This is a genomic window from Escherichia sp. HH41S (assembly GCF_009820115.1).
Classification (GTDB): Bacteria; Pseudomonadota; Gammaproteobacteria; order Enterobacterales; family Enterobacteriaceae; genus Escherichia; species Escherichia coli_F.
This window is the reverse complement of record NZ_VNXE01000064.1, coordinates 209,810-221,331: the sequence shown is the minus strand read 5'-3', so window position 1 is coordinate 221,331 and position 11,522 is coordinate 209,810. Positions and strand designations below refer to the sequence as shown.

The 11,522-nt window shown below is 51.5% G+C and carries 11 protein-coding genes and 2 pseudogenes; 5 read left to right on the top strand and 8 right to left on the bottom strand.

Translation table 11 applies throughout. The features are described from left to right. Positions 1–316 precede the first annotated feature (316 nt). The 8 genes and pseudogenes from FQZ95_RS13205 to flgA form a co-directional block, all read right to left on the bottom strand. A complete protein-coding gene (locus tag FQZ95_RS13205; protein WP_235841546.1) occupies positions 317–1,276 on the bottom strand; it encodes a hypothetical protein in 960 nt (319 codons plus the stop codon). Between the two features lie 57 nt (positions 1,277–1,333). Beyond that, a pseudogene (locus FQZ95_RS26425) lies at positions 1,334–1,577 on the bottom strand (ISAs1 family transposase); the annotation flags it as partial. 21 nt (positions 1,578–1,598) lie between these two features. After that, positions 1,599–1,934, bottom strand: a pseudogene (locus FQZ95_RS26420) (GNAT family N-acetyltransferase); the annotation flags it as partial. A gap of 696 nt (positions 1,935–2,630) precedes the next feature. Then, entirely contained in the window at positions 2,631–5,075 is a 2,445-nt protein-coding gene (locus FQZ95_RS13195; protein ID WP_160530287.1) for a glycosyltransferase, read from the bottom strand. A gap of 188 nt (positions 5,076–5,263) precedes the next feature. Beyond that, positions 5,264–6,193 carry a lysine-N-methylase gene (locus FQZ95_RS13190; RefSeq protein ID WP_160530282.1) on the bottom strand — a complete coding sequence of 310 codons (930 nt, stop codon included), beginning with the start codon at positions 6,191–6,193 and terminating at the stop codon, positions 5,264–5,266. Between the two features lie 126 nt (positions 6,194–6,319). Then, complete coding sequence (flgN, locus tag FQZ95_RS13185; protein WP_088542303.1) at positions 6,320–6,748, bottom strand: flagellar protein FlgN; 429 nt, start codon at positions 6,746–6,748, stop codon at positions 6,320–6,322. 12 nt (positions 6,749–6,760) lie between these two features. Further along, on the bottom strand, positions 6,761–7,039 hold the full coding sequence (gene flgM, locus FQZ95_RS13180; protein ID WP_160530281.1) for a flagellar biosynthesis anti-sigma factor FlgM: 279 nt from the start codon (positions 7,037–7,039) through the stop codon (positions 6,761–6,763). An 80-nt stretch (positions 7,040–7,119) separates the two neighbouring features. Continuing rightward, entirely contained in the window at positions 7,120–7,857 is a 738-nt protein-coding gene (gene flgA / locus FQZ95_RS13175; protein ID WP_160530280.1) for a flagellar basal body P-ring formation chaperone FlgA, read from the bottom strand. A gap of 81 nt (positions 7,858–7,938) precedes the next feature. On the opposite strand from flgA, the gene FQZ95_RS13170 reads away from it, so the two are divergent. The 5 genes from FQZ95_RS13170 to FQZ95_RS13150 all read left to right on the top strand — a co-directional run bounded on the left by FQZ95_RS13170 (position 7,939) and on the right by FQZ95_RS13150 (position 11,505). Then, entirely contained in the window at positions 7,939–8,274 is a 336-nt protein-coding gene (locus FQZ95_RS13170) for a flagellar basal body protein (protein WP_000512950.1), read from the top strand. A 2-nt stretch (positions 8,275–8,276) separates the two neighbouring features. Beyond that, positions 8,277–8,708: a flagellar basal body rod protein FlgC gene (gene flgC, locus FQZ95_RS13165; RefSeq protein ID WP_000010945.1), complete on the top strand. Its 432-nt coding sequence runs from the start codon at positions 8,277–8,279 to the stop codon at positions 8,706–8,708. Beyond that, the gene (locus FQZ95_RS13160) at positions 8,708–9,421 is read left to right on the top strand and encodes a flagellar hook capping FlgD N-terminal domain-containing protein (protein ID WP_001093677.1); all 714 of its coding nucleotides are present in this window, start codon (positions 8,708–8,710) and stop codon (positions 9,419–9,421) included. The genes flgC and FQZ95_RS13160 overlap by 1 nt, the downstream gene beginning before the upstream one ends. A 144-nt stretch (positions 9,422–9,565) precedes the next feature. Next, positions 9,566–10,768 carry a flagellar hook protein FlgE gene (flgE, locus tag FQZ95_RS13155; protein WP_135112856.1) on the top strand — a complete coding sequence of 401 codons (1,203 nt, stop codon included), beginning with the start codon at positions 9,566–9,568 and terminating at the stop codon, positions 10,766–10,768. Further along, complete coding sequence (locus FQZ95_RS13150; RefSeq protein WP_000375451.1) at positions 10,768–11,505, top strand: flagellar basal body rod protein FlgF; 738 nt, start codon at positions 10,768–10,770, stop codon at positions 11,503–11,505. The genes flgE and FQZ95_RS13150 overlap by 1 nt, the downstream gene beginning before the upstream one ends. Positions 11,506–11,522 lie beyond the last annotated feature (17 nt).

The window sequence follows — 11,522 nt, the reverse complement described above, 5'->3', positions numbered from 1 at the left end:
AACAGCTTCAGGTAATGAGGAATATCTCAATTTTTAAACATAAAATGCGAATTGTTTAGTACAAAAAAGCAGCGTTACGTGATCTTTCCCTGTTTCGGTATCCATGTTTTATCTCCTTATTGTTCAGGAGATAGTTGATCATAACTAACAGCAAGATGGTAGTTTCCGCAGACAGCAAGCTATACATTATTTAAGAAAAAAAATGCTATTTTAATTGTGCGAAAAACATACTTCTGATGATCTTGCCCTGGCCCTGTATGTCATGCGCTATCTACGCGACAGATACTCTTGATTTTCACAAGATGATTTCATAGATTTATCTTACTAAAATAACTTCTCCATCAATTATGGAAAAGTAAGGACTATATGTGAATCTTACATTCCCACTCTGGTCTTTGAATTTTAGGGGGGAGTGTTCATAAACACCAAAAGCAAGCCTGAACACTCTACTATCGCAGTAAGTAACTAATTTATACTTCTCCCATTCCAGGTCAACTAAAGACAGTGATGTGTCATTCATAACTTGTGGCAGACCGTATGAATCAAATATTATCTCAGGCGTGACACCTTCAGCTTCGCCAATTTCTTTGCTGGAGATAACAGTCATCTCCTTCAAAGTATGAATATCCCTGATTTTCATTGATGCCCAAATTTTTTGATAAAATTTTTTGATTAGTGGTAAATCATTATTAGTGACAGGCGACGCTTTCATCCATAACCACTCGGGTAAGTCACTCATGTTAATATTACGAGAAAAACGATGCCAGTTCAGTTTAGTATCATCAGGTGAGTGCTCTTCGTTAATTCCATTACCTTCCTGGACTCCATTATAACTGGATGACGCAACGATTTTATTATCTTTATCGACAGACAAAGTTACATCTGTTATCAGTTGACTTGTATTTAATGTGTCTTTGGTGATAATCAATTTACAAGATGAATCATTATATAAAGTGCTGTTGTCATCAGGATCAATTGGTCCCATCATTAGCTCAACCTTATTTAAGCCATTATTAACGAATGCGGTTAAACTCCCTCCTGTTGCTATTGTTCCACTCTGATAATCAAAATTATTAGTTATTGGAAACCCATTTATCTTAAACATACATCCACTACGACTGGTTTTGAATGAAAATAAATATTTCACGCTATCTATATTCTTAGTTTCCGCTCTTAAAGAAAAAGATGTTGCAATAACAATTAAAATATAACTAAAACAACACATACCGACATGGTGATTTACTCTCTTCCAACGGTGGGTAAATTGTCCATTCATATTTTTCTCCTATACCCTTAGTAATTCTATCTGTATCGGATGTCGTGCAGGGCAAGATTACGAAAGCCCGCTCCCCGCAAGGACTGACGCAAGGTAGTTCTGTCCATGTCTGCTTTTCGCATCTTACGTCTTAACCCTGCCTTGAATACCTTATCATTCGTCAAAATATTAATAGCGATGTGCCGTATCGCTAAAAATAATTCTGCTGCGTTTCCTCTTTTTAAATGAAAATTTAATCTCCTGACTGCATATCTTTAGTGAAGATCAATTTATCCTCATTGACATCGTAGTAATTTCGTATTATTGCCTCATTAATAAAACCCTGTTTTGTATAAAATGCACGAGCGGCACTAAAATCGACATGACTTGATGTCTCTACTAAAAGCAGTCTTGCCTTTTTCGTTGCGAGCACTTTTTCGATTTCTTGAATCAGCAGTTGTCCCACTCCCTGGCGCTGATGGGAAGGACTGATCCAGAGCATTAGTATATTCCAGACATTATTTGTCATCACCTCAGGAGCACAATAGACAATACCTGCCAGTCCTGAGTATTCTGCACTAAACCATAAATCAGTAGAATGACCAGAGAAATAGTGGTTTAGTGTTTTTCGTATATGATGAATACCATCGTCATCAAATTGATCGCTAGCAAGTAGCATATCCAGTAATGGTTCAACATCTGAAGGTTCGACTGGTCGTATAAACATATAATTCCTTTTTTATTGATTAATATCTGGAAGTTGTTAGCTAAAATACGGTTAATTTCATGGCATAATTACGAAAATCCGTAATAAGTGACTTCAAGGAATTTGCGTCTATAGTTTTTTTGGCATTTAACGTACTCCCTGTTTTGAATTCCTTAACATCCATTAAAAATATTAATAGTGAAGTATCTAATCCCACAAAGTCATTCTTCTTGAGTACAAAGAAGCAGCGTTACGTGATCTTTCCTTGAGCCCCAGGGTAACCATTAGCTCAGAAATACTGAAACATCCCATATCAGAAATGCTACCGCCCTCCCGTTTCTTATTACGCGGACCTGCAGCCCGTGAAGTGCAACGCCTATTTCACGGGTGTGGTATGTTGCTGCCAATACCGGTAAAAAAGAATGGTTATAGGGGGAAGAAAGGTGCTTTTCGGAATTCATAAAGACCACAATTCCCGCTATTGAAATGTGCAACCTTACCGACTCACCACTCAAGAAGCGGTATGTTTAAAATTAGAGGGTAGATAAGTGCGCTGTTCGTGCCGGATGCGGCGTAAACGCCTTATCCGGCCTACAAATCATCACTAATTCAAACTATTGCAGCGGCGAGTAGGCCTGATAAGCGAAGCGCATCAGGCACTTCTGTGGTTTAACCCAGCGCCTCCACAATCACCAACGCCGCCCGTTCTCCCGCCTTGCCATCCATAAACGCGTCACAATAGTGATGGCGAATCTCCGTAAGACGCGCCTGTACCGCCCCCCAGTCAAACACCTCTGACAATAAGTAACGCAGCTCAGCCATATCATTAGCCACCGGTAATATTTCGCGGATTCGCTGGTCGGCGCTCTCCGGTGTGGAATAACTTTTCTCACCGTCGAGCACTTCCGTCATGCCCGGAAAGTCGAGCAGGATCACCCGCTTATCAACGTGGATAGCATCGAAAATAAAGCCGCTGTTATCGGTGAGCACGTAATCGGCCTTTGCCAGTAGCGCCAGCGTGTGGCGGGCGGAGTCGGTGCGCTGTTTTAAATGCCTGCGTGCCAGGGTCAGCGATGCGGCTTCTTCCGGGCGCGAGCTGGTGCCGTGGTGCAGTTTGCAAATCAGGTTCACATCACCGCTCAAGCGCCCCAATTTTTCTGCCCAGTGGGGCAGGGAGCTTAATGCGCCAAACGTGGGGGCATAGAGCACCGTAGGTTTACGGGAATCGGGTTGGATATTTTCCGGCAGGGCGCGGTCGAACGTGCCGTTATGCCAGGCGTCGAAGCGCGGGTTGCCAACCACTTTTGCATTGCCGAAATGTTCCAGCGCCTGTTGGCTGTAGTAGCTGTAACACAAAATGCGTTGGTAAAAACGGTTCCAGTCGGCGTGGTTCCACGTCTCTTTGGCTAAGCCGTACATGGCGCGAACGTTCACGGGTGAAAGGCCATTGAGCGCGGGTGTGTGGTAGGGGCTGACCAGGCATTTCACCCGCTGACCGTGTGCCTGCATTTCAGATAAGCGCATTCCTTTGAGCTGCGGATCGTCGATGCTTTTTAGCGTTGCCAACATTTCATCCAGAAACGGTTTAAACACGCGATCGTTGATTACCAGTGTGCAACTCTGCCCCTGCGCCTGTAGGGCGGTGATGATTGGGCGATAGAGCGCGTAGTGGTAGGAGGTTTCCATAAAAAAGCCGATGGTGTCGGCGATGTGTAATGTGGATGGCTTGGTGGCTACGGGTAACTTATTGAAGTAGTGGTTAATGTTATCAGTCGCTTTTTTCTCGATATCACTAAAGCCCGGTCGCTGGTAACAAATACTCGGATAACAGGCCAGCCATTTGTCGGTGCGCAGCAGTGGCTGCCAGCCGTCTTCCAGCGAGTGCTCATCGTTACTCATCTGCTGCGCCAGTTGTGGGTAGTACCGGCTGTTCACCAGATAAACACACACTTTGCGGCAGTCCTGCGCGTGCACCAGCCCCGGCAGGCTTTTTAGCATTGTTCCTTGCGAAATTTCGCCACCAAGGATCATCACCTGCCAGGGAATTTTCGCCAGGCTCGCCAGCAGCGTGTTCAGTACCTGAATATGTTTCTCCTGCTTGAGAATAACCACATCATCTTCCAGCAGCAGGTAATTTTGCCAGCTGTGCTGTTGCGCCATGCGTAGCGCCTGCAAGTGCGACTGGCGTCGTCCACGCTGACCGTTTTCATCTTCACTGGCGGCAAGGCGGGTGATCTTCTCGGGAGGAATATGTAGCAATGCCAGTTCTTCACGGATCTGTTGTAAGCGATCCGGACGTTTATCCAGATTGATCAATACGACCTGATCGATCGCCTGATGGTTGATACCCTGGTGATGCGTGGCGTTATGCAGACTCAGATAAGCATTGCGTAGCAGCGGATCGCTGACGATATCGCTCAGTTCGGCATTTACAGGCGTGCTGGCCTCGAGAATAAAGTCTTTATCAAAGGTGTTGTGGCTATGCGAGATACACAAAATGGTGCGTTCGCCGGGCAGTTGCAGCGGGTTAACGCTGAAATTGTCGGTGAAACTTTTCTCTTCGCCTAAATTGCAATCGTCATCGTAGCGGTGCTTTTTCAGGTAGTTATGGTGATAGCAAAAAGTGCCGTTGAGAATGTTATGTGGGCCAAAGCTGCGGCTTTTGAAAATGCGGTTGATGTGGCTGTACCAGATGGGGATCTGGTCGGAACCGGAGATGAGCGCCCGGTGTTTTTGCATCATGGCGATGGTGTAAGAGATTTTATCTGCCGGGTAGTAGTCGTCGTCATCCATGCAGAGGATATATTCGCCGCTCGCCAGTTCGTTGAGCATGTTGCGTTTTTTGCCCAGCGGCAGTTTTTCCGGGTGATGGATGTAGCGGATGTTAAAGGCTTCCGGCGTGCCATTGGTCAGGCGGTCGATGATGTGTTGATGGCTTTGTGGGGAGTCGTCGAGGATGATCAGTTCGCGGCGGTCTGCGGGGTAATTCTGATAGCGGTACATATAAAGCAGGTACGGCAGAAATGCGCCACGATTCCAGGTTGGCGTGACGACGCTGACGAACGGTTTTTCGCGGTGAGTGGCGAGTGTTTTGATGATGGTTGGTGTTGGCATGGTGTTTGGGTGAGTTAGTGGGTGAATGTGATGGAGGTGCTGAATGTGCGCGCTGATGCCCCTCACCCTAACCCTCTCCCCGAAGGGGCGAGGGGACCGATTGAGCGTGGTGTTTAATTGGGCGCAGGTTTTCTCCCTCTCCCTGTGGGAGAGGGCCGGGGTGAGGGCATCAGCGCGCACAGAGCGACTCACGTCAGCAACGAAAACGCTGAAAGCAGCGGCTCGGCGGCACATAACGACTGAATTTGCTGGCGAACCAACAGCGCATTTTCACTCACTCGCCAGCGTTCAAACACCGCGAAGAGGGCGAAAATATCCTCCTGCCGCAGCGGTGAATCATCCAGCGTCCATAAACTGATTAACGTGCGGATGAGGTAAAAATCGCACACCAGCGGGCAATAATCCGTCCCGTCATCCTGCCCGATCGCGTCGTGATAAACCCGGTAAATTAGCCAGTTACGCATCATCCACGGCGCGGTGGCAAAATGCTGTTGCCAGGTAGTTTGCCACTGTGTCTGTAGCTGCTGTTGTAACAGGGCTTCGCTGTTGGCGTCGTGCAGCGTTAGCAAGGTTACCTGCAACGGCAGTGAGGCTTTGCGCGGGCTTTCTGGCAGTATCGACCAGTCAAATGCAAAACTCCCGAGCAGCGTCACCAGTTGGCGCGCCAGCAGTGGCACAGGCGGTAGCTGGGCGAACTGTGCCTGTAACGTGCCTATTTGGGCGTGATCGGCCAGCGCCTGCGGCAGTGCTGTCAGCCGGGCGAGAGTGTCGCCGTCTCTGCCCGGCATTTTACGGGCGCGGGAGAGCAAAATCCCGACGGCATACAGTGAAAGCTCTGGGGTTAAATCGGGGAGCGTAAGGGTGCTTAAAATGACCTGGTTGATTATCACATCGCGCGCGGAGAGCGCTGCGGCATTTTCTTCCACAGGGCGATAGGTAAGCTGTAATTCAAAGGCCCTGGCATCGTTGAGCACTGCTTTGCAACTGGCAATATCGGTCAATGCCAGGCTCTGGCGAATCTCATTCTTCCACACCTTGCTGACGTATAAAGGCGAATCGGGATATTGCGCCATAAAATTGCGCACATATTCCGGTTCGTAACATTCAATAAAACTCATAGGAGGCTTCCAGTCTTTATTCCTTTGCGGAATCTGCAATAAGCGTGCCGGGAATTTTTTTAATCAAAAACAAAGGATTGGAAATCAGGCGGAAAATCCGTTTCCGCTATGGGGAAGGTATTCGCGTTATTCCTGATACAGAAAATCTGCTTCGCTGCCTAAAAACGACTGAATAAATTCATACTGACGAATCAACAGCTCGCCGTTTTTATCGTTATAGGCTTTGCAGCGTTCCGCTTTTTGCTCCAGGCGTTGCCACAACTGTTGTGCTGCCGCTTTTTGTACCGCCGGAAGCCAGGCGAAAACCTGCGCCAGACCGTCACGATTTACGCTGACACCCAGCAGTTGCAGCAGGCTGTGCCGCTGATGGCTATGCCCATGCAACTGCTCATAGTGCTGCGTTATCTCGTCGTTTACTGCCAGCAACTCTTCGCTGGCGCGGCGAATCATGCAGATCCGCTGACGCTGGAGAAGTTCGCGCAGGGAATCGTACAGTGCGTCGTCGTCACGAATTCCCTGCAACAACGCCTTCACCTGTTGTAACCGGATACTCACTTCATCGGCCTCTTAGTTCTGGAAAAAACTCAGCATGTCGCTGGCTAACTGTTCGGTATCTACTTGCAGGCTACCGGAGGCCAGCATCGCCTGCATTTGTGACACTTTGTCGCTGTCGATATCGCTCTCTTGCTGGTCGTTCAGCGTTTGCTGGGCAGACTGCAATCCCGCCTGGGTAATGTCGTCGGCACTCAGCGTCGTGGTGGTGGTCGCCGTAGTTTTACGCGGCTGGCTGGAGCCAGCCGTTGTGGCTGTCGGGCGATTGCCTGGCATCGTCGGGGTGATTTTCATCGCAACCTCGTCTCGGTATTTGGGTGGGTTACTCCGGTAAAGCGGTTAACAGGCGGCAAAACTTTAATCGCCTGCGCAAATTACTCCGCGCTTACCGTTGTCACCACGCCGCTTTCCGCCACTATTGCGCTAATGACCCGCTGGCTGCTGGCGTTACGTACTTTCACCATTTCCCCTTTGCGACCATTTTTCAGCGCCACGCCGGGCATTGAGGCGGTGATCCCCGCGCTCTGGTAAACAATCATCACCGGCTGATCGCGCTCGATCAGCACTGGTGAAACCAGTTCTTCTTTGGTAAGCGGCCTGCCTGGTTGCAGGGCATGTTTGCTGCTTAAACCAATCGCATCATTGAGATCCATCAGCACATCCCGCCGCTGGGCGCTGACGTTGTAGGGCTTCAGCTCCACATCATTTGCCGTGAGCGGCGTATCGCGGGCAACCAGTGACTTTGCCATCACCACCGGCACCAGAACATCCGGGCGTACCGCGACGTTCATCTGCCAGCTTTGCGGGCAACTGACGGTGAAGTTCATCCGGTTGAGAGCGATTTCTGCAGGCGACGTCAGCGTGACGCCGGGGGGCGTAGCGCAGGGCGCGGCGGTCGCAATCTGCGAGGGAATGTAGACCTTAAAGGTGTAGCGATAGTCATGCCACTGCCGCTGTTGCGCCAGCGATTCAATCTGCTGGCTCGCGGCATTCAGCACCTGGGCGTTGACTTGCTCCCGCGCGCTGTGCTGCACGGGGTGGACGGCGGCGTAGCCCGGTAAGGCCAGCGCCAGGAGGAAATACAACTTCCGCCTGCAAAATTGAAAACTCATAAACCCTTTCTCATCAGTCACTTAAAAATTGGCACAGCGATTGCTTAGCGTATGCGGATTGAAGCGGGAGTGACGCAAGAAATGGGGATCAGTTTTCAGCAAGCATTGGGAGTACATCCGCAGGCAGTGAAGTTACGTCTTGAGAGGACCGAGCTACTGACTGCGAATCTGGCGAATGTCGATACGCCAAATTTCAAGGCTAAAGATATTGATTTTGCCAGGGAGATGCAACGGGCAAATAACGCGGCGGTGGATGTCCAGTATCGCGTACCGATGCAGCCATCGGAAGATGGTAACACCGTGGAACTGAACAGCGAACAGGCGCGGTTTTCACAAAATAGTATGGATTATCAAAGCAGTCTGACCTTTCTGAATCTGCAAATCAGCGGCATCAGAGAGGCCATTGAAGGGAAATAAGCATGTCATTTACTGATATCTATCAGATTTCCGGCTCGGCGATGACGGCGCAAACGCTACGTCTGAATACCGTTGCCAGTAACCTGGCAAATGCTAATGCGCCCGCCGGCAGCGAGGCGCAGGCGTATAAAGCGCGCAGCCCGGTGTTTGCGGCGGTGTATCACCACAGCTTGCTGGCGGGAACGCATCGCCATGCGATCGACGGCGCCAGCGTGCAGGTGCAGGACGTGCTGCAAACCGGCGGAGCGGTGAAACGCTATGAACCGCATTCGCCGCTGGCGGATGCCAACGGTGATGTGTGGTATCCCGACGTCAACGTGGTGGAACAGATGGCGGACATGATGTCGGCCTCCCGCGATTTTGAAACCAACGTCGATGTGCTCAACAACGTGAAAAGTATGCAGCAAAGCCTGCTGAAACTGGGAGAAGCCTGATGAATACCCTGGCGCTGAATGCGCAATCGCCGCAACCGACCGCCACGGCGGAAAGCAATAATGTGGCAGCCAGCGACACGACAAGCAGCAGCGATAGCTCGCCCGTCGATACTTTCCTGACGCTGTTTGTCGCCGAGATCCAAAACCAGGACCCGACCGACCCGACCGACGCCACCGAATATATCGACCAGCTTTCCTCAATGGCGCAGGTGGCGATGATGGAAGAGATGAGCGTGCAGGCCAACACCAACGCGGTGCTGATGAGCAACATTCAGGTGATGGCGCTCGGCAACCTGGTGGGCGACGACATTATGGTGCAGACCACCGCCTTGCAGGTGAGTGACCAGACCATTAACGGTCGCGCCACGCTGGACGATGCCTGCACTACCGCCGATCTCCACTTTACCGATGCTGCTGGCGATGACTACACCGTCTCGCTGATTCCGGAAGGGAGTTCGTCCGTCGGGCCAGGCCAGGTTGATTTCTCGATTAATCCGGCGGATTACGGCATCCCGCCGGGTGATTACGACGTTTCGGTGGTGACCAACACCGGGGAAGAAGAGGTACCGATTGAAGTCTCCGGCGAAGTGGAAGATGTGCGCATCCCGCTCGACGGCAGCTCTCCGGTACTTAACGTTGCCGGTGTAGGTGAAGTGCCGTTCACCATGATTAGCCAGTTTGGCGTACCCGATGCCGACAGTGATGTGGCGTGATGTCTGGTGCCAGATTGCCTGATGCGCTTCGCTTATCAGGCCTACATGAATCTGCATGGTTTTGTAGGCCGGATAAGGCGTTCACGCCGCATCCGGCAAAACAACGGGCACGCTGTCAAAAATTTGAATTAACAGGACGAAACAATGAGTTATGAAATTGCCGCAACGGGGCTGAATGCCGTTAACGAACAGCTGGACGGGATCAGTAACAACATCGCCAACGCCGGAACGGTGGGCTATAAGTCGATGACTACCCAGTTTTCAGCCATGTATGCCGGAAGCCAGGCAATGGGCGTCAGCGTGGCGGGTACCGCGCAAAGTATTTCGCGCGGCGGTTCGCTGGTCTCCACCGGCAACGCGCTGGATCTGGCGATTAATGACGACGGCTTTTTTGTTACCTGCGACAGCGCGGGCAACATCTCTTATACCCGCGCCGGATCGTTTGAAACTGACAAAAACGGCTATATCGTCAACGCCTCGGGCGCTTATTTGCAGGGCTATCCGGTCGATGACACGGGCACTCTGCAAACCGGTACAGTCACCGATATCCAGATCAAAACCGGCAATATCCCGGCGCAGGCCAGCAGCAGCCTGACCTTTACCGCCAACTTCGATGCCAGCGACGACGCTATCGACCGCACTACCGTGCCGTTCGATCCGACCAACAGCAGTTCGTACACCGACAGCTACACCACCACGGTGTATGACTCATTAGGTAACGAACACTCGGTATGCCAGTACTTCACCAAAACCAGCGATAACACCTGGGAAGTGCAGTACACCTTCGATGGTCAGCAGCAGACCGGCGTTCCGGCGACGACCTTAACCTTCGACCCGAACACCGGGAAACTGACTTCGCCCACCACCCCGCAGACCATTGAGTTTCAGACCGACGCCGCCGCGCCCATCGATTTGACCGTCGATTACTCCACCTGTACGCAATACGGTTCTGAATTTTCTGTCACCACCAACGCCGCCGATGGCTACGCCTCTGCCACTCAGAACGGTGTGCAGGTTGATGACGATGGCAAAGTTTACGCCACCTACAGCAACGGCGAGCGCATGTTGCAGGGCCAGGTGGTGCTGGCGACGTTCCCTAACGACGACGGCCTGCAAGCCGTAAGCGGCACCGCGTGGGTACAAACCGGGGAATCCGGCACGCCACTGATTGGTGTTCCCGGTTCCGGCACCTGCGGCACGCTCACGTCAGGTGCGCTTGAAAGCTCCAACGTCGATATCACCAGCGAACTGGTCAACCTGATGACCGCCCAGCGTAACTATCAGGCCAACACCAAAGTGATTGCCACCAGCACGCAGCTCGATGACGCGCTGTTCCAGGCAATGTAATGGATCGCCTGATTTATACCGCCCTGAGCGGGGCTTCTCAGACGTTGTATGAGCAGCAAATTAGCGCCAACAACCTGGCGAACGTCAACACCAACGGTTTTCGCGCCGATATGGCGATGGCGACCAACGACAAGGTGAAAGGCGGCGGCTTCGACACGCGCTATATGGCGCAGGAAGGGGCCAGCGGCGTGAACGACAGCACAGGTGTTGCGGAGAAAACCGAACGCCCGCTGGACGTGGCGATTCAGGGGGCGGGTTACATTGCGGTGCAGGATAAAAACGGCAACGAAGTCTATACCCGCAACGGCAACATTCAGCAGGACGACCAGGGGCAACTGACCATCGACGGCAATCTGGTGCTGGGGGATAACGGCCCGATCATTCTGCCGCCCAACGCCATTGCTTCGTTTGGCAGCGACGGCACGCTGTCGGTGACGCCCGATGACGGCGACGTGACCGCCACAATGGATATCGACCGCCTGAAGCTGGTGGATATTCCCGTCGCTAATCTGGCGAAAAATCCTGAAGGGATGCTGGTGACTGCTGACGGCGTTCCGGCCCAGCGTGATGAAAACATCAAAGTCAGCGGCGGTTTTCTCGAAGGCAGCAACGTCTCGGCGGTGAGCGAAATGATGTCGTCCATCGCCATGAACCGCCAGTTTGAAGCGCAGATCAAGATGATGAAAACCGCCGAAGATATCAGCGACGCGGGCAACCGCTTATTGCGCGGCTCGTGATAACAGACATCAGGGAA

Bases quoted from the DNA above. Each gene is read 5' to 3' on its own strand.
- FQZ95_RS13170 (WP_000512950.1), top strand. From the start codon at position 7,939: ATGGGGATCAGTTTTCAGCAAGCATTGGGAGTACATCCGCAGGCAGTG.
- flgA (WP_160530280.1), bottom strand. From the start codon at position 7,857: ATGAGTTTTCAATTTTGCAGGCGGAAGTTGTATTTCCTCCTGGCGCTG.
- flgE (WP_135112856.1), top strand. From the start codon at position 9,566: ATGAGTTATGAAATTGCCGCAACGGGGCTGAATGCCGTTAACGAACAG.
- flgM (WP_160530281.1), bottom strand. From the start codon at position 7,039: ATGAAAATCACCCCGACGATGCCAGGCAATCGCCCGACAGCCACAACG.
- FQZ95_RS13150 (WP_000375451.1), top strand. From the start codon at position 10,768: ATGGATCGCCTGATTTATACCGCCCTGAGCGGGGCTTCTCAGACGTTG.
- FQZ95_RS13190 (WP_160530282.1), bottom strand. From the start codon at position 6,193: ATGAGTTTTATTGAATGTTACGAACCGGAATATGTGCGCAATTTTATG.
- flgC (WP_000010945.1), top strand. From the start codon at position 8,277: ATGTCATTTACTGATATCTATCAGATTTCCGGCTCGGCGATGACGGCG.
- FQZ95_RS13160 (WP_001093677.1), top strand. From the start codon at position 8,708: ATGAATACCCTGGCGCTGAATGCGCAATCGCCGCAACCGACCGCCACG.
- FQZ95_RS13205 (WP_235841546.1), bottom strand. From the start codon at position 1,276: ATGAATGGACAATTTACCCACCGTTGGAAGAGAGTAAATCACCATGTC.
- FQZ95_RS13195 (WP_160530287.1), bottom strand. From the start codon at position 5,075: ATGCCAACACCAACCATCATCAAAACACTCGCCACTCACCGCGAAAAA.